30 protein-coding genes and 1 pseudogene are annotated in these 25,717 nt (G+C 49.6%); 27 read left to right on the top strand and 4 right to left on the bottom strand.

Annotation, left to right across the window (positions count from 1 at the left end; all coding sequences use genetic code 11):
• Positions 1-23: 23 nt before the first annotated feature.
• The 3 genes from Xish_RS05765 to Xish_RS18360 all read left to right on the top strand — a co-directional run bounded on the left by Xish_RS05765 (position 24) and on the right by Xish_RS18360 (position 3,043).
• The gene (locus tag Xish_RS05765) at positions 24-560 is read left to right on the top strand and encodes a DUF3850 domain-containing protein (protein WP_099117096.1); all 537 of its coding nucleotides are present in this window, start codon (positions 24-26) and stop codon (positions 558-560) included.
• Positions 557-2,779 carry a replication endonuclease gene (locus Xish_RS05760; protein ID WP_099117095.1) on the top strand — a complete coding sequence of 741 codons (2,223 nt, stop codon included), beginning with the start codon at positions 557-559 and terminating at the stop codon, positions 2,777-2,779. Before Xish_RS05765 ends, Xish_RS05760 begins: the two co-directional genes overlap by 4 nt.
• Before the next feature lie 84 nt (positions 2,780-2,863).
• Positions 2,864-3,043, top strand: coding sequence for a hypothetical protein (locus tag Xish_RS18360; protein WP_141553952.1), 180 nt, complete (start codon positions 2,864-2,866; stop codon positions 3,041-3,043).
• 8 nt (positions 3,044-3,051) lie between these two features.
• Here the strand turns inward: Xish_RS18360 and Xish_RS05755 are convergent, their stop codons facing one another.
• Genes Xish_RS05755 through Xish_RS05745 form a run of 3 tightly spaced genes read right to left on the bottom strand, consistent with a single transcriptional unit; the run spans position 3,052 to position 6,184 of the window.
• Positions 3,052-3,372 (bottom strand): Ogr/Delta-like zinc finger protein, encoded by a 321-nt coding sequence (locus tag Xish_RS05755; protein WP_099117094.1) that lies wholly within the window; start codon positions 3,370-3,372, stop codon positions 3,052-3,054.
• A complete protein-coding gene (locus Xish_RS05750) occupies positions 3,369-4,400 on the bottom strand; it encodes a phage portal protein (RefSeq protein WP_099117093.1) in 1,032 nt (343 codons plus the stop codon). Before Xish_RS05750 ends, Xish_RS05755 begins: the two co-directional genes overlap by 4 nt.
• Positions 4,400-6,184 (bottom strand): terminase large subunit domain-containing protein, encoded by a 1,785-nt coding sequence (locus tag Xish_RS05745; RefSeq protein ID WP_099117092.1) that lies wholly within the window; start codon positions 6,182-6,184, stop codon positions 4,400-4,402. The genes Xish_RS05750 and Xish_RS05745 overlap by 1 nt, the downstream gene beginning before the upstream one ends.
• A gap of 178 nt (positions 6,185-6,362) precedes the next feature.
• Between Xish_RS05745 and Xish_RS05740 the strand changes: the two genes are divergently transcribed.
• The 24 genes and pseudogenes from Xish_RS05740 (at position 6,363) to Xish_RS05625 (ending at position 24,425) form a co-directional block, all read left to right on the top strand.
• Positions 6,363-7,223, top strand: coding sequence for a GPO family capsid scaffolding protein (locus tag Xish_RS05740; RefSeq protein ID WP_099117091.1), 861 nt, complete (start codon positions 6,363-6,365; stop codon positions 7,221-7,223).
• 26 nt (positions 7,224-7,249) lie between these two features.
• Complete coding sequence (locus Xish_RS05735; protein WP_099117090.1) at positions 7,250-8,281, top strand: phage major capsid protein, P2 family; 1,032 nt, start codon at positions 7,250-7,252, stop codon at positions 8,279-8,281.
• Positions 8,281-8,988, top strand: a complete 708-nt coding sequence (gene gpM / locus Xish_RS05730; protein WP_099117089.1) for a phage terminase small subunit — start codon at positions 8,281-8,283, stop codon at positions 8,986-8,988. The genes Xish_RS05735 and gpM overlap by 1 nt, the downstream gene beginning before the upstream one ends.
• A gap of 99 nt (positions 8,989-9,087) precedes the next feature.
• Complete coding sequence (locus Xish_RS05725; RefSeq protein WP_099118683.1) at positions 9,088-9,540, top strand: head completion/stabilization protein; 453 nt, start codon at positions 9,088-9,090, stop codon at positions 9,538-9,540.
• The gene (locus Xish_RS05720) at positions 9,537-10,037 is read left to right on the top strand and encodes a phage tail protein (protein ID WP_099117088.1); all 501 of its coding nucleotides are present in this window, start codon (positions 9,537-9,539) and stop codon (positions 10,035-10,037) included. Before Xish_RS05725 ends, Xish_RS05720 begins: the two co-directional genes overlap by 4 nt.
• The gene (locus Xish_RS05715; protein ID WP_099117087.1) at positions 10,034-10,708 is read left to right on the top strand and encodes a hypothetical protein; all 675 of its coding nucleotides are present in this window, start codon (positions 10,034-10,036) and stop codon (positions 10,706-10,708) included. Before Xish_RS05720 ends, Xish_RS05715 begins: the two co-directional genes overlap by 4 nt.
• 23 nt (positions 10,709-10,731) lie before the next feature.
• The gene (locus tag Xish_RS05710; protein ID WP_099117086.1) at positions 10,732-11,853 is read left to right on the top strand and encodes a DUF2586 domain-containing protein; all 1,122 of its coding nucleotides are present in this window, start codon (positions 10,732-10,734) and stop codon (positions 11,851-11,853) included.
• Positions 11,850-12,305, top strand: a complete 456-nt coding sequence (locus tag Xish_RS05705; protein ID WP_099117085.1) for a DUF2597 family protein — start codon at positions 11,850-11,852, stop codon at positions 12,303-12,305. Before Xish_RS05710 ends, Xish_RS05705 begins: the two co-directional genes overlap by 4 nt.
• Positions 12,306-12,317: 12 nt before the next feature.
• Positions 12,318-12,620 carry a phage holin family protein gene (locus Xish_RS05700; protein ID WP_099117084.1) on the top strand — a complete coding sequence of 101 codons (303 nt, stop codon included), beginning with the start codon at positions 12,318-12,320 and terminating at the stop codon, positions 12,618-12,620.
• A complete protein-coding gene (locus tag Xish_RS05695; RefSeq protein ID WP_099117083.1) occupies positions 12,607-12,945 on the top strand; it encodes a M15 family metallopeptidase in 339 nt (112 codons plus the stop codon). The genes Xish_RS05700 and Xish_RS05695 overlap by 14 nt, the downstream gene beginning before the upstream one ends.
• Positions 12,945-13,276, top strand: a pseudogene (locus Xish_RS19330) (hypothetical protein); the annotation flags it as partial. The gene Xish_RS05695 and the pseudogene Xish_RS19330, both read left to right, overlap by 1 nt.
• A gap of 158 nt (positions 13,277-13,434) precedes the next feature.
• Positions 13,435-13,701, top strand: coding sequence for a putative phage tail assembly chaperone (locus tag Xish_RS05680; RefSeq protein WP_099117081.1), 267 nt, complete (start codon positions 13,435-13,437; stop codon positions 13,699-13,701).
• Positions 13,702-13,718: 17 nt separating this feature from the next.
• The gene (locus Xish_RS19325; RefSeq protein ID WP_425275020.1) at positions 13,719-13,892 is read left to right on the top strand and encodes a DUF6890 family protein; all 174 of its coding nucleotides are present in this window, start codon (positions 13,719-13,721) and stop codon (positions 13,890-13,892) included.
• Entirely contained in the window at positions 13,889-15,997 is a 2,109-nt protein-coding gene (locus Xish_RS05675; protein WP_099117080.1) for a phage tail tape measure protein, read from the top strand. The genes Xish_RS19325 and Xish_RS05675 overlap by 4 nt, the downstream gene beginning before the upstream one ends.
• Complete coding sequence (locus Xish_RS05670) at positions 15,990-16,325, top strand: DUF2590 family protein (protein ID WP_099117079.1); 336 nt, start codon at positions 15,990-15,992, stop codon at positions 16,323-16,325. The genes Xish_RS05675 and Xish_RS05670 overlap by 8 nt, the downstream gene beginning before the upstream one ends.
• On the top strand, positions 16,315-17,505 hold the full coding sequence (locus Xish_RS05665; RefSeq protein ID WP_099117078.1) for a baseplate J/gp47 family protein: 1,191 nt from the start codon (positions 16,315-16,317) through the stop codon (positions 17,503-17,505). Before Xish_RS05670 ends, Xish_RS05665 begins: the two co-directional genes overlap by 11 nt.
• The gene (locus tag Xish_RS05660) at positions 17,492-18,148 is read left to right on the top strand and encodes a phage tail protein (RefSeq protein WP_099117077.1); all 657 of its coding nucleotides are present in this window, start codon (positions 17,492-17,494) and stop codon (positions 18,146-18,148) included. Before Xish_RS05665 ends, Xish_RS05660 begins: the two co-directional genes overlap by 14 nt.
• Positions 18,149-18,161: 13 nt before the next feature.
• Positions 18,162-20,177: a phage tail-collar fiber domain-containing protein gene (locus Xish_RS18900; RefSeq protein ID WP_244185941.1), complete on the top strand. Its 2,016-nt coding sequence runs from the start codon at positions 18,162-18,164 to the stop codon at positions 20,175-20,177.
• Position 20,178: 1 nt separating this feature from the next.
• Positions 20,179-20,595 carry a tail fiber assembly protein gene (locus Xish_RS05650; RefSeq protein ID WP_099117076.1) on the top strand — a complete coding sequence of 139 codons (417 nt, stop codon included), beginning with the start codon at positions 20,179-20,181 and terminating at the stop codon, positions 20,593-20,595.
• Entirely contained in the window at positions 20,595-21,323 is a 729-nt protein-coding gene (locus tag Xish_RS05645; RefSeq protein WP_099117075.1) for a hypothetical protein, read from the top strand. Before Xish_RS05650 ends, Xish_RS05645 begins: the two co-directional genes overlap by 1 nt.
• Positions 21,295-21,840 carry a baseplate complex protein gene (locus tag Xish_RS05640; RefSeq protein WP_099117074.1) on the top strand — a complete coding sequence of 182 codons (546 nt, stop codon included), beginning with the start codon at positions 21,295-21,297 and terminating at the stop codon, positions 21,838-21,840. Before Xish_RS05645 ends, Xish_RS05640 begins: the two co-directional genes overlap by 29 nt.
• Entirely contained in the window at positions 21,827-23,464 is a 1,638-nt protein-coding gene (locus Xish_RS05635) for a type VI secretion system Vgr family protein (protein ID WP_099117073.1), read from the top strand. Before Xish_RS05640 ends, Xish_RS05635 begins: the two co-directional genes overlap by 14 nt.
• A 316-nt stretch (positions 23,465-23,780) precedes the next feature.
• Complete coding sequence (locus Xish_RS05630) at positions 23,781-23,954, top strand: type II toxin-antitoxin system HicA family toxin (RefSeq protein ID WP_099117072.1); 174 nt, start codon at positions 23,781-23,783, stop codon at positions 23,952-23,954.
• 54 nt (positions 23,955-24,008) lie between these two features.
• On the top strand, positions 24,009-24,425 hold the full coding sequence (locus Xish_RS05625; RefSeq protein ID WP_099117071.1) for a type II toxin-antitoxin system HicB family antitoxin: 417 nt from the start codon (positions 24,009-24,011) through the stop codon (positions 24,423-24,425).
• 494 nt (positions 24,426-24,919) lie between these two features.
• Here the strand turns inward: Xish_RS05625 and Xish_RS05620 are convergent, their stop codons facing one another.
• Complete coding sequence (locus tag Xish_RS05620) at positions 24,920-25,702, bottom strand: PH domain-containing protein (protein WP_099117070.1); 783 nt, start codon at positions 25,700-25,702, stop codon at positions 24,920-24,922.
• Positions 25,703-25,717 lie beyond the last annotated feature (15 nt).

Genomic DNA, 25,717 nt, shown 5'->3' with positions numbered 1-25,717 from the left:
TATCTAAAAATAGGAAATAAAAAATGAATATAGTAGATGATGAGCAGTTAGCTGATGATGAACAGTTAGCTGATGATGAACAGTTAGCTGATGATGAGATGGGCGCGTTAATTGGTATGCTGAGTTTTTATAAGGATAACGAAAAAAAGGCGATAGAACACATCGAACATGTGACATCGCTAATTTCTGCTGCCATTGAAGAATTACGGGTATACAGGAAATACAAGAAATTGTTTGTTAATGCTGACAATACGTTTGCCCCTGCCAAGCGATGGGTAAATATGAAAACAATACATAATTTAAAAATAAGAGGTGTTTATTTTGACGCAGTAAAAAGAGGAGATAAAAAAGCGGAATTCAGAGTCAATGACCGTGAATATAAAAAAGGCGATTTTCTTGGGTTATATGAAATTGATGAGGGTGGTAATTTCACTGACAATTTTATTATTGTCCAAGTGACAGATGTCACCCTTATTGATGTCGATTTATTTCCATATATCGGCGGCGAATTTGTCATGCTTTCGTTTGAATTATCTTCTATGAATTGCGTGCTTGCATGAGTCTTGTAGAAAAAGCAGAACAATATAGCAGTAAATTTCAGCCAGAGATGCCACAAATCGCAACTCTGGCTGAACGCATTATGTGGGAAGTAAACCCTGATGATTACACATGGTGTCACCAGTATTTTGGACACCTGCCGGATTCGTTGGCGATTTACTTCGTCAATCGTTATGCCAACATCTTCAAACAGTCAGGCCGCGACGGTCGTCGCCGTGCTAATACATTTTTGCGTCAGTTTAGCCAGAATGTATTACCACGGTTCAATCTGGTCAGTGAACAATATCAGTTTCAAAGTCAGTTCGTGGGTGCTGCACCTTTTCCTTTCATTGAGCAACTTGACCGCCTTTCCACATTCGGACGTCAAGAGATCAAATTACTGGCGCACGGTGTGGCGCGGTATATGACCGACAGTTACGAACATCTGGTGAATAACTCAGTCACCCCGGACAATGAACAAGACGCCCGCAAAAGGTTAATTCACATCTATACCCGGTTGGCAAAATTAACTCAGCAAATTGGGACTATCGCACCTTATTCACAACAGTTTGCCAAAGGTCGGATTTCACCGACAGAAGATCAATTGTGTGCAAGTTTGCTGCGCATGATGTCGGATCAATGGTGGTATGCCCGTTTAAAGCGTATGCGTGATATTCGTGCTGAACATATGGCCATTGCCGTGGGTCAGGTACAAAAGGCCGCTTCATCCTATGTTTCACGTAAGACATTACAAGAATGGACAGAACAGAAGCGCCGCAATTGGGAATTCCTGCAAGAGTTTGAGTTAGAAAACGAAGAAGGTGAGCGGGTTTCATTAAGCGATAAGGTCTTGGGCAGTATTGCTAACCCTGCCGTTCGCCGCTGTGAACTGATGGTTCGTCAACGTGGTTTTGAGGATTTAGCCAATGAAATGGGGTGTGTCGGTGATTTTTATACTATCACTGCACCGTCTAAATACCATTCGGCACACAGTGGCGGCGGTTTTGTGAAGAACTGGAACGGCGCAAGCCCGCGTGATACGCAAAAATATCTGTGCGGCGTCTGGGCAAAAATCCGTGCCGCGTATTCCCGTGCGGGGATCAGCGTCTTCGGTTTCAGGGTCGTTGAGCCTCATCACGATGGTACACCGCATTGGCACTTGTTGTTATTTATGCTTCCTGAGCATGTCGAACAGATGCGCGACATTGTACGGAAATATGCGATGCAGGAGGACGCTCACGAATTAAACAGTGAAGCGGCGCGCAAAGCCCGTTTTTGGGTGAAGCGGATTGATCCAGAAAAGGGCAGTGCAACGGGCTACATTGCTAAATACATTTCAAAGAATATCGATGGCTATGCGCTGGATGGCGAAATAGATAACGAAACAGGTGGAAACCTCAAGGATATGGCACGTTCAGTTTCTGCATGGGCGAGCCGCTGGCGCATTCGCCAGTTCCAGCAGATTGGTGGTGCTCCGGTGTCTGTCTGGCGTGAACTGCGTCGCCTAAAGGGTGACAAACAGATTTTGCCGGATGAAGATATGGATAACGTCCGCTTTGCGGCTGATATTGGTAACTGGTCAGCCTATACCGAATGTCAGGGTGGGCCACTTGTTGCCCGTAAAAATCTTACTGTGCGCCTTGCTTATGAAATCACAAAGCAAGGTAATGCCTATGGTGAAGATGTTCAGCGTATTTCTGGTATTTACTCGCCCTGTCTGGGCGAGTCCTCTTCTTTTGTTACCCGTACAGTGAAATGGAAGATTGTGCCGAAATCCCAGCCGCTAGCTGCGGACAAGGGTCTTGACCTTGATTTTTCTTCCTCTTGGAGTTCTGTCAATAACTGTACGGTGGCACGAAGTACGGTTAACAAAGGAACTCAAGACAGTGATCTGTGTTTGGAGGAATTCCAGAGAAGCTGGTATCAGATGGATGAGCGCCAAAAAATAGAACGTGTTTATGAATCAGCCAAATCACAGGGTTTAGAGATGAGTGACAATCTGGCGCAGGGATTATTACGGGGTAATAGCATGATGGTCGACGGCCAATACTATCGGCTATCTATGTTTGGTCATCTGAACAGAACGAAACCGCCACAGACGGAAAGAACAAAATTGCTACTAAATAGATTAAGTAAAATTTCATGTATCGATATGAATATTAACGAAATTATTTGTAACCCTAAAGGGGTTTATCAGGGTATTTTGAAGGAAAATTCTGGAAACATTAAACAAATCACATAACTAACTATTTCTTAGTGAAATTAATTCAAATAATAACTATATTAATTTGTCTGTTTATATATACAGTATAATAATAGTAGGGATATGATGTCTGATTCTTTAAATACATTTGTTCTTTTAGAACGTATCGAGTTAATTTCTAAAATTGGTGGTGGGGAGTGTTTTAACGATAAAGATAGGCAAATAGCATTATATTGGGTTGGGGAACTGGCAGAACAGGTAAGAAGTGAGTTGATAGAAAAGCCACTGAGAGTGGCTTCTTAAAACTTAAGTCATGCCGCATTGGCTTGCAGCAAGTCTAACGCCATCTGGCGCTGTTGCGGATTGAGGTTATTAATCACGGTCTGCAACAGGATATTGCCCGTTTTGGCGCTGGGGCTGATAGTGTGTGAAAACGCCAGGTTCATCACAAACGTATGGCCGCACTCAACATCAGAGCATGAACAATACACATCAGCAATTTCGCGGTGCATCCGGTTAGTTTTGCGAATGACGGCCTTAGCACCGCACTCGGTACAGATGATTTTTAATACGCGCATGTTCCTCATTCCCAATGTATCGATTTGCCTCGATTTTACCATTTTCTTGCTCATTCTTCACCCGAAATTGCGTTATCTTGTTGAAAACGGATATGTAATATTTCTGGCACATCAGGGGTATTTATCGCATTCATGAACATATTTTGAACAGGGATAACTTCATCCAGACGGTAGGCAGCCCGCGCCTTTTCCGGATCTCCCAATCCGGCGGCATTGGTCGGGATAATACCCGCCAGTCCGGCCGGAAATCGGTGGGCGGTCAGCACGTCTTGTGAGCTGATACTTTTGACATTGGCAAATTCATCATTGGCGGAAATGTCCCCGACCGGAATAAACTTGATGCCGTCAGGGTCGCCATTGGGAATATTCACGAACAGGGTGTCAAAATTACCGATCCCCTTGCTTTGTTGCAGTTTCCGGATAATTTCTTCTTCGGTTTCATCAGAGACATTGGGATCATTGGTGTAAATGATGCCGCCTGTGTGGGCACCATTGTGGTAATAGCGGCGGCGAAAGATGGTCGCTTCTGAGTTGAGCAAGGCCGCATGGATACCGCCGATATAATCCGGCAAGCCATAAACCTGCTGTTGTGGGTCATATTGCTTAATGAAGATCACTTCTTCCGGTGAGTAAACCAGTGGCTCACCTTCCTGCAAGACCACAAAATCGCCGTCCTGACGGCGGCGCAGGTAAAGGGAGGGCAGCACCTCCAGTCTGACAATATCCCCCCAGAAGTTGCACACTTTCAGGATGGCCACATCCCCGAAAATCAGGAAATTGATAATAGCTGCCCTGAATTGTTCGTGGCTCAGTCCGCCACCGAGGTAATCAGAGGCAATCATATTGTGGCGGGAGTAGATTATACCGCCGTGTTGCCCGTTCATGTTGGTGAGCTGCGCCAGTGCCAGACGGTCAATGGGCAGGGTGTAATGATCATAATCGTTGTCATACCAGATTTTCTGGTAATCCGTCATAGTGGTGAGTATTGGTTCAGGCTTACCCAGTGTGATCAGGCTCATTTTCCGTTGACGGGGGTTAGTATGCGCTGCCTTGGCGGTTTTCCTTAACGTTTTCTTGCTCATCATGCTGCCTTTGAAAATTGATATTTGGAGGTGCGTTTCTTCTCGTAATTGAGGGGTTCATTCATCAGGGCATGGGAGATAGCCCAAAACACGTCGGCGTGTCCGGTTTCCTGCGAACGGTCGGCAACAAAGGTCATGGCACCCCCTTTGCCCGTGGTGGTATGGCGGATAGCCAGGAATGAGGCCAGGATTTCTTTTTGTTCCCCGTCCCATTCGAGACGTTCTTCGCTGACCACATCGATCATCTTCATGACCAGTTGGTTTTTGCTTTGCTGGCTGTAGTGAATGGCCTGTGTCTGGCGGGGCGCGAAGTCCTGCACCATTTCATAGACCCCGTGCCCAATGCCCGTGGTATCAATGCCGATATGGGTAAAGCGGTAACGCTTGAACAGCTCTTCAATCAGTTTCGCCTGGTGCTTCCAGTTCATGCCCTGCCAGTAGAACGTGGCTAACACCCGAAAGGCTTCGCCTGCCATCAACGGCGGGGCAACAATCACAAAGGTAGAGGTATCACCGGAACGGGCAGGGTCGAAGCCGCCCCAGACTTCACGCTCACCAAACGGACGCGAGGCGTTGGGGTTGTGATCTTCCCAGAGATTGATATCTACGCCGCATTTATCAACCTGACTGTAGGTAAACACTGATGCACCGCTGTCAACAAACACACACATAAACAGCATGTTAAATGAGTCTTTATTGTACTTATTGCGCAGTCGGTCGATACTGGCGAGGTTAAAGCCGCCCTTGATAGCGTCTTCCAATGTAATGACGTAACGCCACTGACCATCAGGGCAATCGCGCCCGCCATCGCGGTATTCATCAAAAGTAGGAAAGGCCACATTCTTACGTTTAGCATCATTGCCGCGCCATTCGTCCCCTGTCCAGAACGGATAGGCAGGGTGGGTTTTCGCACTGGGGGTAGAAAAATAAGTTGTGCGGAAATGATCTTGTGTTGCCATTGCGGAAGCGACTTCATTGAATCGTTTAAAATCAGGTATCCAGAAGTATTCATCACAATAGAGATGGCCGTTGTAAGATTGTGCCGTGTTCTTATTGGTCGAAAGAAAACGCAATTCAGCACCATTACTCAGGCGGATGTGCTCACCCGTTAACGTTATTCCGAAAAGCTGTTCGGCAAAGTTCACGATATAGGAGCGGAACACCTGTGCCTGTGGTTTGGAGGCGGATAAGAAAACTTGCCTGTTACCGTTTAACACCGCATCTTCAAAGGCTTCAAATGCAAAATACCATGTTGCCCCGATTTGGCGGGATTTTAAAATATTGCGCACACTCTTCTGTTTGTTAGTACGTAAATGTTTTTGGTAACCAAATAAATTACTATCAACAAAAGTCTGGAAATCTTCTTCTGTCAGCGCTGAAATATCATTTTTACGGTAGCGTTTCTTTTTCTTCGGTTCACCGTCCCCAGATGGGGCATATTCGCTTTCACTGCTAGAGCCTGCCCGCGCCTTGATCTCAGCCAGCTTCTCTTTATGTTTATTTTCCTGTGCTATCAGTTTGACATGATGGCCTATCAGGCGGTCGAGTTCGTCCTGTTCGGGTGCGGTCTTATTATTGCGCTCACTGAGCAATGCAATGCGGCGATTAATGGCCTCAATCACACTTTCATGACTGAGCATATCCGCCCAGTGCCCTTTTTCCGCCCAGTAATAAATGATCCGCCGATTGGGTAGATTTAATTCACGGGCAATTTCAACTGGCGTATAGCGGCGCAGATAAAGCGACTTTGCTACTTTGATCAGTTCATCTGAGTATTTGGCCATTGTTAAACATCCTTGTTTTATGATGCCCTCATTATGCCGTGCGAACAGGCGGCTTTCGTCTGGTTAACTTCGGTTTCATTCGGTTATGCGTTATATCCGAATTCATCCGCATTGCACCGCTCGCCGTCGCTGATTTAATTCGCAATACTGTGTGTGAAGCAATGATAAGGAATGCGATATGTCTCAGTTAATGACTAACTGGATATGTATTGCCATGGAAGGCGACACCGTTGATGGCCGGGTGATGGAACCGCAATGGATTCTGGATGCCGCAGAGCTTTATGATCCGCAACTCTATACTGCTGTTATCTGGCCGGAGCATGAACGCTGGATGGGCGCGATGGGGGAAGTGTTGGCGGTCAAAGCCGAACGGGGCGACGATGGGCTGTTACGCCTTTATGCGCAACTGCGACCCAATCACCGTTTGTTGGATGCCAACCGGGACGGGCAACTGTTGTTTACTTCCGTGGAATTTACGCCAAATGGTAACTTTCGCGGGACAGGCAAATCATATCTGGAAGGGCTGGCAGTCACCAGTTCGCCAGCCAGTGTGGGCACCACGCGCCTGCAATTTAGTAAAAAGAAAAAAACGCATCGGTCGGGGACTTATAAACCGCTGGTGATTGATGAAATCAGGGAATTTAAGCAAAAGGGAACAACGATGGCTAAGGGAACAAAAGGCACAAAGAAGACATGGCGTAGCCTCTTCAATATTGAAGAGCAGGCAGAAACCCCCACCGAGCAACCCGCTGGTGATGATGATGGTGATGCGTTGCAGGCAATCGCGGAAGCATTAGCCAGAATGGAAGATCGACTGGCCGCTGTGGAAGCGGCGCAAGCATCCACTGAGCAGGTCGTGGACGAAGTGCAGGAAGATGTCGAAACCGTTAAGGAAGTGGTCGATACCGAAGAGTTTGCCCGTTTACGTGACAGCCTGCCGTCGATTTTAAAGAACTTCGGCAAGCTGAATAAGATGGCAACGCCGTTGCCGAAGAGAAATCCGCAAGGCAATAAAAACAAAAATTTTAACTATCTGTAACGCTTGATAGAGCAAAGGGAAGAGCTATGCAATTAAATCAACGGGCACGCGCTTTTTTGCAGAATTATTCTGCTGGACTCGCCGAAGCCTATGGGGTTCCTGATACTTCACGTTACTTCGCACTGTCTGATCCAAAAGAAACCGCGTTGCGCAGTGCGCTGCTGGAATCGGTTGAATTCCTCAACATGATCACCTGCGCGGATGTGGATCACCTTTCCGGACAAGTTGTCTCGGTCGGTAATCCAGGGCTTTTTACCGGGCGTAAAAAAGATGGTCGCTTTATCCGTGCCACGGGTGTCGATGGCAATGAATATAAATTGGCGGAAACTGATTCCGGCGCCGCGCTGAAATGGGACTTGTTGTCCATTTGGGCGAACTCCGGCAGTGAAGAAGAATTCTTCCAGCGTATGCAGGCATTCACCAATGAATCGTTTGCGCTGGATATGCTTCGCGTGGGCTTTAACGGTCAGCGAGTGGCGGAGACAACCCAACCGGACGAAAACCCGAACGGCGAAGATGTCAACAAAGGCTGGCATCAGATTGCCAAAGAGTGGAACGGCGGCAAGCAGGTCATTACCACGCCCGTGAAACTGGATGAACACGGTGATTTTAGCTCACTGGATGCGATGGCTTCCGATCTGATTAACACCTGCATTCCGCAACAGTTCCGCCATGATCCGCGTTTAACGGTACTGGTGGGTGCGGATTTGGTCGCCGCAGAGCAATACCGGCTGTATCAGGCTGCCGACAGGCCAACGGAAAAGATCGCCGCGCAAATGCTGGGGAGTTCTATCGCAGGGCGTCCGGCGATGGTGCCGCCGTTTATGCCGGGTAAGCGTATGGTGGTCACCATGTTGCCGAACCTGCAAATTCTGACCCAGCGCAATACCCGTCAGCGTAAGGCCGAGTTTGTCGATGACCGTAAGCAGTTCGAAAACAAATACCTGCGCAACGAAGGTTATGCACTGGAAACGCCGGAATTGTACGCAGCCTATGATGAAAAAGCCGTGACGATTGGCACGGTGGCTGAACCTGCGGAAAAAGTGGAAACAGACTGATGTTGTCACCTGCTCAACGCCATCGGGCGGAAGTGGAGCTGCGCCAGAAACTGGCACGGCAACAGGCGGTTGCCATTGCCGATGGCGCGAGTATGCACCTGCAAGCCCGTGCCATTGAGCAGGATGTTAAGCGGTTGCGCCAGTTAACGCTGACCGCAGAACGGGTTGAGATGAAAAAGCGGGAACTGTTACCCAATTATCTGCCCACAGCCCAACGTTATCTGGATGAGGGCGAAGTGTACGGCAACCCGATTTTTGCCTACTGCGTGATTTGGTTATTTGATATTGGGGAGTTTGACCACGGTCTGGACTGGGCGGATATCGCCATTGAGCAGGGACAGCTCACCCCCGACCATTTTCGCAGTAGCTTCCCGGCATTCGTGGCCGATACCGTGTTGCTTTGGGCACACAGGGAAGCCGAAGCGGGTCATTCTGTTGAACCCTATTTTTCACGGACATTTCAGAATGTGACTGAAAAATGGCAAGTTCACGAGAAAATCAAGGCCAAGTACTACAAATTTGCTGCGTTAATGCGACTGAAAGGGGATAACGCTGACATTAAAGCCAGCAACGTAGAGAGCCTGGATGTGCTGGAGAAAGCCGATAGCTGGCTGGCAAAAGCGCATCAATGCAACCCGGCATCAGGCGTGAAAACCTATCGGCAACGGATTGCCGCCCGTATACGGGCACTGACAACCGAATCATAACGACTACCGCAAGCCGGAGCGGGCGCGGTGGAGGCAGGGCAATTGATTGCTGATGGCCGTGGAAACCGGACAGCCCGCTTTTTTTCAAGGAGAAATGCGATGTTTAATGGCAATACCGTGGATTACCGGGACGCCCCATTGACCAATGATGGCTTTTGGCCGGATTTAAATTTGCGGGAATTTCAGGTCAATCGCAAGCTGCCTGCGGACTTAGATAACGATATGTTAGCCAATGCGCTGCTGGCGACTGTGGCCGAGATCAATCTGGATTTACAGCGCCTGAGATCACGTTTGCAGGCCAAAGGTTATCAGCGGGCGGCCGATGTAGCAGGCATTACCATCAACGGGAGTAACGCCCTGGTCAGCCAGTATAAAAAAGCAGTATATGCCAGGGCAAAAGCCGATTTACTGGGGGAATACACAACGCTGGTTAGCCGTGCCCCCAATCCGGGACAGGAAAGCCCGGAAGTGCGCACCCGCCTGCTGGCAGAAGCTGCTATGGTACTGCGCAATATGAAAGGGCATGGACGTGTGACGGTACGATCCATATGAGTAAGTTACAGCATCTCACGGCTTTTTTACGGAATAACCTGCCGGAACGCCTCTGCGAGACGGAATTCACCAGTGAAATGGATGAAATCCGCTTTATTCCGGCACAGCGGGATTTAGGGCTGGGGCAATACCAGATGTTTGTCCAGCAATATGAGGCGGTGATTGCGTGGGGGCGCTTCCCCTATCGGGAGTGTGATCCGCGCAATATCCCCTTGCTGATTGATGCATGGTTAACTGCCCAGGGAAATAGTTTCGGTGATGCCAATGTCGAGCAGGAACAACCGACATTAACCGTTGAAGTGGACGGCAATACGGCGGTTGTCGTGGTGTCGCTGTCGCTGGCTGAACCCGTGGTGATACGGGAAGACCCGAAAGGCATGATCCCGTTTGATGGCAAGCGCTGGTCACTGGCCGAGTCCGAAGTCTGGTTCGCTGAACAAGGCGCGGTGCACAGTGTGGATGAGACGGGTGCCCACATAGGGAAACACCCTGCATGATCTACAGCCAATTAAACCGCAACCAGCTTAAGAAATTGCAAGATGAGTTGCGCAGCCTTGATTTGCCGGAGAAAAAGCGTCAGCGCCTATTATGGCGCATTGCCAAATATGGGTTGATTGATGCCGCCAAGCGCAATGTACGCAATCAGCGTTCACCCGAGGGCGAAAGCTGGCCTGCCCGAAAAAGCCCAAGGCGACAGAAGATGCTCAGGAACATGCCGAAGCTGTTACATATCCGGGAAATGCCGGAAATTGACGCGGTGCGTGTTTATCTGCAAGGCGGGCATTACCGGAATGGCAGCCAGCCAGTGCCCGCAGGTGTGGTGGGTTATGCACAGCAATACGGGATGAATGTTCAGATTAGCCGGCAGCAGGTGAAAAAGAACGTTGACCGTGAACGGATGGCGACTATCAGGCAAGCAAAGAAGTTGCGTGACTTAGGCTATAAAGTCAAAAAAGGGAAACGCTGGCGTAAACCCCCAATCAAGGAGATTACTGCCAATATGAAATTTATTCAGGCCGGAACGATAATCCGCATATTAAGTGGCGAAGAAATCAAAAGCCAATGGGAAATTACCATCCCCGCCCGCGCGTTCTTGGGTATGAATGATGAAGAATTCAGCAAGGCGCTGGAACGTCAATTACAAGGGATTGGGTACGGCGCAGGATAAGCGCCTCAATAAAGGAATAATTTATGTGGCCACATGTTCAGGTTAACCAGGTTAACCAACTGCAAGGCGAAACACGGGAGATTGAGCGGGTATTGCTGTTCATCGGGACAGGCAAAATTAACGCAGGAAAGACGATTGCCGTCAATACCCAGACGGACTTTGATTCAGTATTGGGCACAGCAAACACCGCGCTCAAACGCCATGTCCTGGCAGCGATGGCAAATGCGGGGCAAAACTGGTCGGGCTATGTCCATATCCTGCCCGAAACGGCGGATGAACTGGCGTTTATCGAGGCCGTGACCGCGGCGCAGACGGTTGCCAGCGTTGAGGGCTATGTCCTGACGGTCGGTGCCAATAAAGCCATGATCAAGGCAGCACAAACCTTGCGTGCCAACACCATCGCCAGGTTTGGCCGCTGGCAATGGGCGATCCTGGCCGTGGATAGTCCGCAATCCAAAGAGCCGTGGACGGATTATGTTAACCGACTGGCGGAATTGCAAAAGGGTGAGGCTGTGCCCTCAGTGCAGTTGGTGCCGTGCCTGTGGGGCAATGAGGCAGGCGTACTGGCCGGGCGTTTATGCAACCGTGCCGTCACGGTGGCTGACAGTCCCGCACGGGTACAGACAGGTGCCGTGATGGATTTAGGGTCAACCGATTTTCCGTTGGATGGTACAGGCCAGCCGATTGATCTGGCTACCTTGCAGGCACTGGAAAAACTGCGTTTCAGCGTGCCGATGTGGTATCCCGATTATGACGGGTTGTACTGGTCAGATGGCCGCACTCTGGACGTGGAAGGCGGGGACTATCAGAGCATCGAAAATTTGCGTGTCGTCGATAAAGTGGCACGCAGGGTGCGGTTACAAGCGATTGCTAAAATTGCTGACCGCAGCTTAAACAGTACGCCGGGCAGCGTCGCCGCACATCAGGCTTACTTTGCCCGCACGTTACGTGAAATGTCACGTAGTACCGACATTAACGGGGTGACGTTCCCCGGCGAAGTGAAGTCGCCGAAAGAGGGCGATATCACTATTACATGGCGGAATAAAAACACGGTGGAAATTTATATCACTATCCGCACCTACGAATGCCCGAAAGGGATTTCGGTCAGTCTGTTGCTGGATAGCAATCTGGAGAAAAGCGCATGAGCCAACGTATTTCAGGCCAGTCGATAGATTTTAATATGGATGGGGATCTGGTTCATGCGGAAAAGGTCAACCTGTCTATTACGGATAATACTGCTGCCGCCCAGACGCAGGGTGTACCGGATGGCTATATTGCCGGTGATGTGGCAGCGGAAGGGGAAATTGAACTCAGCACCAAATATCTGGAAATCGTGACTGCTAAAGCGCGTTCAGCCGGATCATGGCGCGGCATTCAGCCCGTTGACCTGATGTGGTATGCCAAGGCAGGCAATGAAGAGATCAAGGTCGAAGCTTATGGTTGCAAACTGATTGTCAGCGATATTCTGGATGTCGACCCGAAAGGGGGCAGTGTCATGACCCACAAAGTCAAGTTTGTGGTGACGTCACCCGACTTTGTGCGTATCAATGGCATTCCCTATCTGGAAGCGGAATTGACTCAAAGCCTGATTGGCTAGGGATGGCAGTTCATGGAAGAACATGAAAAGACCTTTGTCACGCTGGTGCTATTGGGGGCACTGATTGCGTTAGGCAAAATGCTGACCGGCCACGAACCCATTACGTTACGGCTGTTTATCGGTCGCGTGATCCTCGGTTCGGCGGTGTCGGTGATGGCTGGTGCCTTGTTAATTTGGTGGCCAGGTATCAGCCCGATAGCGGTGACGGGGATTGGCAGCGCATTGGGTATTGCCGGCTACCAGCTTATTGAGGTTTGGTTACGCAAGCGCGGCAGCGCCTGGTTAACAGGGAAGTTAAAAAATGACACTGAGTGAAAAACAGCAGTTATTTGCCGTACTGGTTGCCCAATTGATCTTATGGGCGGACGAACACGGCTATCGCGTGACGTTTGGGGAAGCCTACCGGACACCGGAGCAGTCGAAGCTGAACATGCAAAAAGGGACGGGCATTGCCAATAGCCTGCATACCCAGCGGCTGGCGGTTGATCTTAACCTGTTTATCCAGGGCAAATACCAGACCCGCAGTGAGACATACTTGCCATTGGGGGAATATTGGGAATCCCTTGGCGGCACATGGGGCGGGCGCTTTTCCCGACCGGATGGTAACCATTTTTCGCTCTCACATAACGGGGTGAAATGATGCTCAAGGTGCGGATGCTCTATTTCCTCATCGTGGCATTGGCGTTCGTTGCGGGCTGGCGCGTTAACCATTATTACCGTGACAGCATGGAACTGAACATCACGCGGGCAGCGGCGAAAACCGGACAGACCCTCCGGCAAGAATTGCAGGCCATTTCCAGCGCCGCCGCCCGGCAATTGGAAGGTAAACTGGAGGAGATCGCCCATGCTGCCCCAGAGAAATACGTACTGAGGTGGTTAAGCCTGTTTTTACTGCTGTGTGCGTTAGCCCTGAGTTTGTCAGGATGTACAACGAGACAGCCGACCGTATTGAACGAGCCGTATCAGGAAAACTTACTGACAACCTGTCAGGAACGGTTACCCCGACTGGCGGGAATGACCGGAAATAATTTAGCCAATATTTTAATTGATTATATCCAACTCTATGGCCATTGCGCCGCCCGGCATAATCAATTAGTGGATGAAATTAATAAACGAAAGGAATTAACTCATGAAAGAAAATAAAATTATCACCTTAATGATTGGTGAAACGGAAATTCAATTTGAACCGAATATTATTGCCTATAACAGCATGATTAATGATATGACACTGGATAATAAGATTGCGCCCATTGTCACGTATTTGCGCCGTATTGTGCAGCCTGCGTCTAAAGCCGTGCTGGATGAGTTCCTGCAAATTCCCGGTGCCGCGATGCAGATTGTAGAACGCGTCAATTCAGAATATGCGCCTAAACTGGACATCGAAATAAAAAACTAAATACACGGGTTAAGGCGATTGATTCGAGTTTATTTGAACAGGCTTTAATATTACGCCGTCATTATTTACCGAATGAAAAAGATAATACGGAAAATTTAGCCCGTGCTATTTGGCTGGATAATCGTTATTGGGAAAATATGCGTATTGCGACGGCAAACGGCATTGCATTGGCGTTCAAGGGTGAACCATGAGTGGGCAATTAGATTTTACCTTAAGCCTGATTGATAAGATCACACAACCGCTGGCAAAAGCCAAAGCGGCGGTGTCCGGGTTTGCCCAGTCGTCGCAGGATGCATTTGGAAAACTGGCCGTGGGCGGGGCGGGATTGGCCGCCTCGTTCTGGTCTGTCAAAGGCTTTCTTGATCCGGCCATTGAAATGGACGAGGCGTTGAAATCAGCGTCTTTGCAGGGCATTGACAGCAGCGTGATGGATAAGGTTGCCAAAGACGCCATGACGTTTAGTTCCCTGTATGGCAAATCGTCCATTGAGTTTGTGCAGTCGGCATCGGAAATCAGCAAGGCGATCGGCGGGCTGTCACAAAGCGATCTGCCCCAGATGACGAATATTGCCAATACAACCGCCGCCGCCCTGAAATCCAGTGGCAGTGATGCCAGCGCTTACATGGGGAAAATGTTCACCCAGTTTGCCAGCCAGGCTAACGAGGTCGGGCATCTCAAGTTTGCTGAGGAACTGGCCGGCAAGGCCGTGATGATGTCGAAAACATTCGGCACATCCATGACCGACATTGCCGACCTGATGGAAGGGGCACGGGCGGCCGGAACCCAGTTTGGGGTCGGGATTGATGAACAGTTGGCGGTACTGGGGGAACTGAATCGCTCGCTGGGCGGTGAAGCCAGTGGTGCCTATGAGTCGTTTATCACGAACGCAGAAGCCAGCGGCAAAAAACTGGGGTTAAGTTTCACCAATGCCTCCGGCAAGTTGTTATCCATGCCGGAAATGCTGGAAAAGCTCCAGGGCAAATACGGCAAGAGCATTGAAGGCAACCTGAAAGCGCAGGCGGAAATCGAGGAAGCCTTTGGTGATTCTGCCATAGTAATCAAGCAGCTCTACGGCAATGTCGATGTGCTGCGTAAGAATATGACGGCACTGGGGGCGAACGATGGCATGAAACGCACCCGTGAAATGGCCGAACTGATGGCAAATCCGTGGGAACGGTTGCAGGCGATTTGGGAAAATATCCGTATTGCCATTGGCTCAACCCTGTTACCGGTGATTGCCCCCCTGGTCAACAAGATGGCGAATGCCAGCCAGATACTGGTGCGCTGGCTGAAGCTGTTTCCCAATATTGCCCGTTGGCTCGGTTATATCACGTTGGGGTTTCTGAGTTTTGCCGCCGCAGGGGCGATTGCCAATATCGTGATGGGCGTGGCTAAATTTATCTGGGTTGGCCTTAAGGGCATTTGGGTCGCCTGTACGCTGGTGATGAAACTGTGGACGGCGGCAGTCTGGCTGTGCAATGGTGCGGTGACCGTATGGAGCGTCGGACTGAGAATATTACGTAATACATTGATGGCTGTTCGTATGCAGGCCATGTTAGCGGGTATCTCATTCAGTTTTATGACCTGGCCGATCTTACTGATTATTGCCGCTATTGCGTTGCTGGCTGTCGGCATTTATCTGCTGATTAAGCATTGGGATACCATCAAGGCGGCCATCATGAACACGACAGCGTTTAAGGTGGTAGCAGCCTGTGTGCAATGGGTCGGGGAGATCTTTAGTCAGGTTTTTGCCTGGATTGGCGAGGCGTGGGATAACCTCTGTAACTGGTTCAGCAACTTTTCACTGGCCGACACCTTTTCCGGCATGGTGGACAGTGTCAGCAATCTCTTTAGTGGCTTATGGGACTGGCTGAAAGGATCATTTGGCGAAGCCTATAATTGGATTATCGACAAATTGAACTACATTCCGGGCGTGAATATTGAAACCCAGGCCATTGAGAAAACGGTCACCGAACCGACCGGAACAGCGGCGGCGCAGGTACAGGGTATAGGGGAAAATACCCAGAAACTGGTAGCCCCACCCAGCGGGATTTTGCAGGGACAGCCTCAAGCAATACCTCAGCCAGTGAAAGCCATTCAGCCGCCCGAAAGCGGGGGCGTATTAACGGGCGGGAAAAAGCAGGGCATTGGCAAGCAGGGTCTGATGAAAGCGGTGACAACAAATTCACAGACTATCACGGATAACAGTCGCCGGATTGAAAATGTGACGCTGAATGTTAAGGGCAACGTCACACCGGCACAACTGACGGAATGGGAACAGGTGGCTTATGGATGAGCCGAAATACATTGATTTATTGATCACGGGCGGTAATTTCACGCTCAACTCAGGCAATGAGCCGCAATTTTGCCATAACCGCGTATCAGTCGGTCAGGATTGTGTTCATGCCATTCTGGAAAGCGGCCTTGCCACAGAACTGGTGGCAGAGCGCAGCCCAACCCTGCGCGCGGACATTCGCACCCAAATAGAAATTCTGGTCGAAGACGACGAGCGGATTATTCCGGGTACGGTCATCATTAACGAAGAGTCGCCGACTCAATTGTGGATCACGGCGGAAACCTATGATTTTGGCCGCCTGAGTGTGAGTGTGGGGCATGGACACTAAACCGACGATAGATTATGAGAAGATCTTGCGTGACAGCGGGATGCCGACCACGGAAACCGAAATCACCGCCGCTTTTGCCAGGGTTGTAGATGACGCGGGTTTGGTGACCAACACCTCGCGTATGTCCCCGTTCTGGCGGCTGATTAATACCATTGTCACGCGCCCGGTGCTGTGGCTGAAAGAGGCGTTAATCAACGTGACGCTGAAAAATATGTATCTGGCGAGCGCATCAGGTTCATGGCTGGATATGTTCGCGTGGGGCGTAAACCTGAAACGCAAACCCGCTTCCGCCGCGCAAGGTGTGATCCGTTTTTACAAATCGGCGGGCGCTTCGGCGGTGACTGTGCCCGCTGGAACGGTGATCCAGACTGAGCGCATTAATGGCGAGATCTACCGGGTCAGCACCACAGAAAGTGTTGTGATGGCCGAAGGGGTCAGCAGTGCTTTGTTGCCTGTGACGGCCGAAGTGGCAGGCGGCGCATTCAATCTGGCACCCGGTTATTTTCGCATTTTGCCTGTGGCCGTTTCCGGGATTGCGCGGGTGCAGAATGAAGAAGGCTGGCTGTTAACCCCCGGCGCGGATGCGGAATCCGATGATGATTTGCGCGACCGTTGCCGCAACCAATATAACCTCGTCGGTCACTACCATACCGATGCGGTTTACCGCGGCATGATTGCCACTGTTGCGGGGTTGAGCATTGATCGCATCTTCTTTCTGCATGATGCACCTCGTGGGGCAGGCACCGCCAATGCGTATCTGTTGCTGGATTCAGGGGTAATTAGCCAGCCGTTTATTGAGGCGGTTAACGATTACATCACCAATCAGGGGCATCACGGGCATGGCGATGATATGCAATGCCTGCCCATGCCGGAAACCCATCACGCGCTAACCGTGACGCTGTTTGTGGCGAACAGGGCGAACTACAGCCAGGAACAGATAGCGACACTTAAAACGGATGTCAGCAACCTGATCCGCTGCGCCTTTCGGGAAAATACGGATTACCCGGTTAAAAAAACGTGGCCGTACTCACGCTTTTCTTTTTCCAATCTGGGGCGTGAGCTACACCGTGAATTCACTGAGATTGAATCCCTGACCTTTTCATTGGGTGACATTCTCAGTGAGCTGAGTGTGCCCCGGCTGCAATCGTTGTCTGTGGAGGTGAAAAATGGCAGCGTTTAAGGAACGCCTTAAGCGGCTGGCTCTGCCCTCCTGGATGGACAAGGGCGAACCTGCCAAATTATTGGGCGCGGCGCGGGCATTCTGGACACAGGTTTACGGCTGGCTTAAATGGCCGCTCGCCCAACTGGACGCAGAAACCTGCTCAGAGGCGCTGTTGTCGATGCTGGCGTACCAGCGTGATATCCGGCGCTTTAACGGTGAACCGCTGCCGTTGTTTCGCAAGCGGGTAAAGTACGCGTTTATCAATGCCAAAGATGCCGGCAGCATCGCCGGATTTATTGCCATTTTTGAACGACTGGGCGTGGGGTATGTGGAATTACTGGAACGCCAGCCGGGCATTGACTGGGATGTGATTATTTTGCGCCTCAGTGACGGCCAGATAGCGGCTAACCCCGATTTGCTGATGAATATCATCCGCCAGTACGGGCGCACTTGTCGTCGCTACCGTTTTGAAGTGATAGCGAAAAATCAGTTGTTGATGCGAGTGGGGAGCATGGGCGCAGACTATTGCACTTATGCCGCTGCCATCCCGACCCCGCCATTATTAATAAAAGTAGGGCATATCGCAGGCGTTGCCGTCTGTGACAGTGCCAGCCTCAAGGAAAGCCATGCACCGAACGTCACCTACGGTGCCTCATTATAAGGAAATAAAAAAGATGTCCTCAGTGATTACCCTGGACTTTGAAAACTGGAAGGCACAGCAAGTCGCCGCAGGAAATCCCGTGGTACTGGACGAATTTGTCTTTGCTTATGTACCGGATTTAGATCCCGCCCAACCCATCAACCGTAATGAGAAATTGCCTGCCCAAAGCCATATCGTACACCGTCAGGCGGTCAATAAAACGGGGCTTGCCAGTGAGAACGCCGTCGCTTATAGCGTGACGCTGGGCACGGAAGTGGGGAATTTTGATTTTAACTGGATTGGCTTACTGAATAAGGCCTCTGGTGTCATTGGTATGATCACCCATGCGCCGACGCAGAAGAAAATCAAGACCGCCAATGGTTTGCAGGGGAATGTCCTAACTCGCTCTTTTTTGCTGGAGTTTGAAGGTGCGGCCAAAGAAACGGCCATTACCACTACGGCGGAAACGTGGCAAATTGATTTTACCGCGCGTTTGACGGGCATTGACGAAATGCAGCGTTTGATCAATACCGACAGCTACGGCGAAGCGGCGTTCTTCGGTGATGGCTTTGCGGTGATCCGCAGTGGTGACCAATACACGGTAAAAAAGGGTCTGGCCTATGTGGGCGGCTTGCGTGGGATACTGAAGTTTGACCAGACCTTAAATAGTCTGCGCAATACCCGTGTGTATGCCGATTTTAGCTATCAGGGGAATTTGGTCAGCCAATGGAAAACTGCAGTGAAAATTACCGCTGCTAATGACCTGAAAAACTACATTGATGCGGCAGGGTATCCGCATTATGTCTTTGCGGTTGCCAGTATTGATAATAACGGTGATATTTCAGATTTGCGCCCTAAAGGGACGTTGAGTGATCGTGACCTTGCTGAACTGGATGAAGAGTTAGGCAAGGTTAAACAAGATTATGCACCCAAGAAATGGGTAGCGGGTAGTTTCGCCCGTGGCGATGAATCATCCGTCGTCATTAAGGGGAGTTACCCCCGCGTTAATTTTATGCAATCCAATATTAATAGTGATTATTTGGCATTTGAAGCGGATTTTAACAGTGATACACGTGACCTTTATTTGTATCGTCGGGATTCACAAAGTGACAATGTTTATGTACTTGGGTTCCCTAAGAAAACAGGGATGTTGGCGACACTGGATGACATTACTCTCGGTCTGGCGGAGACAAAAGAAGTGGCGGACAATGCGGCACCCAAGAAATGGGTAGCGGGTAGTTTCGCCCGTGGCGATGAATCATCCGTCGTCATTAAGGGGAATTATCCCCGTGTTAATTTTGCGCAACCGAATATCAACAGTGATTATTTGGCGTTTGAGGCGGATTTTAACAGCGATACACGAGACCTCTATTTATATCGTCGGAATGCACACGGAGATAATGTCTATGTTTTAGGGTTCCCTAAAAAAGCGGGGATGCTGGCGACATTGGACGACATTTCCAACAATCTGGCGGGGACAAAGGAAGTGGCGGACAATGCGGCGCCCAAGAAATGGGTAGCGGGTAATTTCGCCCGTGGAAATGAATCATCTGTCGTCATTAAGGGGAGTTACCCCCGTGTTAATTTTGCGCAACCGAATATCAACAGTGATTATTTGGCGTTTGAGGCGGATTTTAACAGCGATACACGAGACCTCTATTTATATCGCCGGAATGCACACGGAGATAATGTCTATGTTTTAGGGTTCCCTAAAAAAACGGGGACATTGGCGAGATTAGAGGACATCACTAAAAGTTCAGCGCTCAAATCGAATGATGGATGGTGGGAATGCGGTGATACAGGGGTTATTATCCAATCAGGTATGATTTCAGTCGGTGATAATGATGTTGTCACTGCTAAATTTCCTGTCCCGTTCCCTAATGAATGTACTTCGTTAGTCGTCACCGCTCGTTCAGAGTCGGGGAACTGGGGGTCGGATGTCTTGTCGGCCTATGGGGTTGCTATCAGTCAATCGCATATGCGCGTGTCTCTCTGTGCGAATTTTTCAGCCGCCATTGCGGGTGTCAGCTTCATTGCGATAGGGTATTGATATGTACGTATACAGCGCTAAAACAAATTCATTTTATCCCGTTAAATTGCAGCCACGTTATATGGACGCTGGCTCTTGGCCGGATGAGGGTAGAGAAGTGAGTGAAGAAACTTACCTTGATTTTTCGATCCCACCAGAAGGTAAAATGCTGAGTGCAGACAAAGATGGTCTGCCCGTATGGGCAGATATCCCACCGCCCACACCGACAGAATTACAACACCGTGCGGAATCTAAAAAACAGTACCTGATAAAGATTGCCAAAGAAAAAATTGATATTTGTCAGGATGCGGTTGATTTAGGGTTAGCTACTGACGTAGAAAAATCGACATTAACCCAATGGCGCCGCTACAGGGTGCTACTCAACCGGGTAGATTGTGCTATCGCCTCTCATATTGATTGGCCGGAGCAACCAGAGTGATGCGATGGCAGCATAAAACCCTGCAACTGTCCCCGAATTTGTCGGGGATATCGGTCGCCATTGTGCCCGTACACCCGTTTATTTATGGTGTCGGGCAGCAGGCAGACAGCGGCAGTTACCTAAGCCCGACAAACGCCCTTCATTATCTGGCAAATAAATTGATAGGTGCAGGGAATCTGAACGCGGTTGTTCTGATGATCTGCGCTAAGACCCACGATGAATTTATGCAGAATTTAATGCAATTTTCATCGGTGTTACCGCTTCCGGTGTTTGCCCAGGTCAAGCGTATGGCAAAAACAGCAGAAAGCCTTGCTATCACCAAGATGCAATTGCCGGGCAAGCAGGGCGGTGGGCTGCCATTGCCGCAACCGCTGTCAACCGCAACCAGCCGCTTGGCCGTCAATGCACAATTAATCGAACAGGCCAAAGCACAGGCCAGTGCAGGCAGTGGTATTGCCGGGTTAAAATCCCAATTATCTACCTTTACTTCCACCCGGCAATCTGCGTTGCAGCAAGTCGCCGATGCCATGATTGGGTTGGCGGGAAAATCTGCCACGGTTTGGGCGTTCTCAGGGAAAGGGAATGGCACACACATTGCGGAGAAACTGCGACAGAATATTCCCGAACCCGACGCGGTTTATACCCTGGCAACGTTATTTGCCGGAGATGATCTTCGCCCATTAGAAAGGATGCTATCGCATGAGCCAAATTATCACCCTCGCCCTTGATGGCGAGGCGATCCCCTTAAAAAGTCTCACTGTTACCCCCTCCATGATGTTTCAGGATACCGACCAGAGCGGACAGTCTTCCAGTACGGCGGTGGCTGAACAGGGCATTAAGCCGAAAGAGCTGCGTATCACGGGCATTATTCCCTTTACCGAACAGAAAACCCTGTCCCGCCTGTTCGCGTTGGCGGAAGCGAAAGACAATGGCAACCTGAAACGCTACCGGGTCGCCAACCTGACCGCCCAGGCCATTAACTTTCGTATCGGCACGTTTACGGGCACAATTGATGCCAGCAAAGTGGACGGTAAGCAGGCCTGGCAAGTGACCTTTACCTTACGGGAACATTTGTCGGTATCTGAAAAACGCGATGCCCGCGCCTCTGGCAATGTTTCAGCCAAAAAACAAACAGGGCAGGGAAGCGGTGCCGCCAGGGAAGAGCCAGAAAAGTTAAGCTGGTTTGAACGCGAGGTGTTAAAGCCCATTAATGACAGTATAGGGTCAGCAAATGAAACCGATTAACCGACTTTACCTGTCCGGTGATGAGATCCATTTGGTTGACGTCAATATTATGTTGGAACTTTCATCTTGTGGCCGGGGTTTTATCACGGCGGAAACCACGACCGATTACACCGGAAAACTGGTGCGCCTGGATGTGGGCTATACCGATTTGGTGCTGCGCTGGTTTACGGGCTATGTGGAACGTTCACAGCCTGCCCAGAATGGTTATCAGCGCTTGTTTGTGCGTGAGCTGGTTGGTGTGTTTGATAAAGCGTGGCCGTGCTCGTTTCAGCACCCGACCTTGCGCCAGATAGTAGACTGGTTGCAGGCGCACAGCGGCCTGACGTTCACCTTACCGGAGGCACCTTATACGGATAAGCCGATCCCGCACTATACCCATCACGGCACAGGCTACCAGCTATTGGCAAATCTGGGGCAGGTCTTTGCCATTGACGATTATATCTGGCACCAATTGCCGGATGGTTCGGTCTATCTGGGCAGTTGGGCGCATTCGATGTTTCAGGGTAATCCAGTCGAGATCCCCAATGAATTTAGCCAGCAACAGACCGCGGGCAATACGATGACCATTCCGATGATCCAATCCCTGCGCCCCGGTTTTGTGGTCAACCAGCAGCGGCTTTGCAAGGTCAACCTGAACAACGAAAATATGACCCTCACGTGGTTGCCCAACGGGAAGGCCGCGGATAAAACCCCCGCTCAGCGCCAGGTTGATGCCGCTTACCCGGAATTATCGGCGGGCACGCACCTGCCCAAATTTGCTCGCATTGAAGCCCACACCGAAAACACGGCCAGCGGCGATATGGCCGATCCCTTCCGGCCACGCTATGCGGTTGATGTGCAATTGCTGGAATCGGACGGCAAAGACGCCGCCGCGCCAGTTTACCGTGCTGTCCCGTTGCCGTTGCCGATGGCAGGCGCTGAATCGGGCATGTTCCAGTATCCGCCCATCGGCACCGTGGTTGAGATTGCTTTCGAGGGTGGCCGACCTGACAAGCCCTTTATCCGCCAGACCTTAAGCCAGGGCAACACGCTGCCCGATATTAAGCCCGGTGAACAATTGCAGCAGCAGCGGGCGGAAGTCTCGCAACGGGTCACACAGGAAGGCAGTTGGATCAGGCAGACCGACCAGACCATTAATGAATCGTCTATGCACCGCGAAGTTAAGGCCGATACAGAAACCCGTACCGTGGTAGCACGGGAAACCACCCTACAGGCCACAGATAAAACGATAGTTTTAGGCACATCAACACTACTGGCGGGCGCTGTCCAGCACATTGCGGACGGGGATTACTGTATGGCAACGTCATCAAATCTGGTTGCCAGTGTGGAGAAAGACGCGAATATCGAGGTTGGCCAAAAGCTGATTGAGAAAATCGGGATGCTTAAGCAAAGCATTGCCGGAGTCAAACAAGAGATCGTGGCGCCGGTGGTTTGGGTGGGCAGCCAACAACTTAACGTGATGACGTTGATGTTAGAGACACTGGATGTGGTTAAGGAGTTGGCCGAACTGACCGCCGCCCATACCCATCACAACACCGGCACACCGCAGAACGCCAGCGCGATAAGAAACACAGCCTATAAATCGGATGGACTGAAACAGAAATATTCGCCGGTGATTGGCTGAATATCGTTTATTTGTGTGAGATCCTCTGCGCCGTACCATAGGTTGATATTTTATGCTACAGATATTAGACTGAAGACGTTAGTTTAGATGTGTCGCGCTAGAGCCGAGGCTACCAATTTCGTATAGCACACAGGCAAATATCCTGCACCAAGCGTAAAAGCAAAGAAGCCAACCTCACCAATTGATTGTCTGTTTATCAAGTAACCCTGCTTCGGCGGGGTTTATTTTTATCTTCCTCTTTTTGTGTAAACAAAAATGTTGACATGGTAAGCATAAATGCTTACTATAATCTCATGTTCAACAGAATGGAGGAGCAGTGAAGCAAAGCGAGTTTAGACGGTGGCTGGAAGCTCAGGGCGTCGAAGTTTCAAACGGGACAAACCATCTGAAACTGAGGTATAAGGGGAAGTACAGCGTCATGCCAAGGCACCCCGCCCATGAGATAAAAGAACCACTGAGGAAAGCAATCATCAAGCAGTTAGGATTGTAATAAAAACCCGTCTCATCAGAGGCGGGTTCTCGCACAGCTTCACTATCAAATACTATGCGATATCCCGTAATACTCGAACCTGTAGAAGAGGGTGGTTATTTCGTCTCAATCCCAGATATCCCCGAAGCCTTGACCCAAGGGGAAACACGGGAGGAAGCGTTAGAGATGGCGCTTGATGCGCTGGTAACCTGTTTCGAATTCTACTTCGAAGACAGTAAGAAAATTCCCTCACCCAGCCCGATAAAGCCCGGTGATGATTATGTCGATGTGCCCTTAAGCGTGGCCTCAAAGGTGTTGATGCTCAATGCGTTTGTGGATTCCAGCCTGACACAAACTGAACTTGCGCACCGTATGGGCGTGAAGAAACAGGAAGTGACCCGCCTGTTTGACCTGCATCATTCGACCAAGATTGATACGGTCGCTAAGGCGGCAAGTGCTATCGGGCATCAATTAACCCTGTCGATCAAGTAACTGAGATCACTATCCAAGGCCACCTTAAACCGTGGCCTTTTTTACGCCCTCACCAAACGCAACCAGACGCTCTATAAGCCACTCACTGATTAACTTGCTGTCTGGATGCGGTTTATTTGGATCGCGTCACCACCTCGCGTATACGCCACGTAATCCCCACGAAATAAACGGAAGCCCCACGTAAAACGGACTACACCGCACCCGCCTGCACGTTTTGGATCAAAAAGTTTTTTCAGTTTTAAAATTCGACAAACCGAATCGGCAGAGCGCGCCAGTACTGGCGGTGTGGGAAAAATCCCGAACTGAAAGGCGTGAAAAGATTTTCAGGGAATTCCAGTTTTTGGATCGCAAACGGATCGCGGGGATAATATTAATATGATGATTTTAAAAGAAAAATTATATTTTACGTGAAGTTATTGGATCACATGACAAAGCCGCATCATGTTAAAGAATTCAGGATTTATGCGGCCTTGCGAAAGAAAAGGAACTGAAATTTATTGAGATTGATTGTTAGTTGGTAATGCTGCTAACAGGGCTTGCTTTTGAGTGGAGAAATCTTTTTTTGTGATAACACCCTCATTAACAAAATCATTTAACCTATCTAAATCCTCACACAATGTTTTTATGTTTACCGTGGCTAACCTATTGTCAAGGTTCGATTCCAAGATGTAATTTTTTAGTATGTTAAATTCTTTGTTATTGATAGTTTCAAAATCTTTCAATTCTTCAATGAGTTCTAATTTTTCTACCAAAGAGCTTGTATCTAAAATAGATGGCTTAGATTCGTCTGAATGCAGGGAGGTTATCTCAGGTTGAGAGGTGGGAGCTTGCTGCTCATCTTGTTCATATGATAAAGCTTCATAAGCAGTGATAGATTCATTTAAACGGGGAAGAAACTTATCCAGAGCCTTTTTCTCAATATTGCTGAAAACATACTCTTGCTCATGATTAATATTGAATATGATTTTTGAAAATAACAGCCCTTTCTTATCGTCACACTTCGTTATCAATACTATAGGGAATTTATCGTGATGTATTTTTTTGAACAGGCTGATTCTTATGAAATGAATATTAATACTGGTCAGTAAGATCAATGTCCCTTTCTTGCCATCTAAATCACCAGATAGAACGGCTATGGCGCGTTCGTCAGTTTCCAGATGTCTAACCACATAAAGAAACTCTTTTTTTCTGCTTGATATGCCAACAGAGCTATCACCCGATAGCTTATTAAGTTCTGCCAGTAATTCAGAGTCAGATGCTGCCTTGTAATTCATCATGTGAATCATCCTTTA

This window comes from Xenorhabdus ishibashii (assembly GCF_002632755.1).
GTDB classification, from domain to species: Bacteria; Pseudomonadota; Gammaproteobacteria; order Enterobacterales; family Enterobacteriaceae; genus Xenorhabdus; species Xenorhabdus ishibashii.
This window is presented reverse-complemented; position numbering and strand designations above follow the sequence as displayed.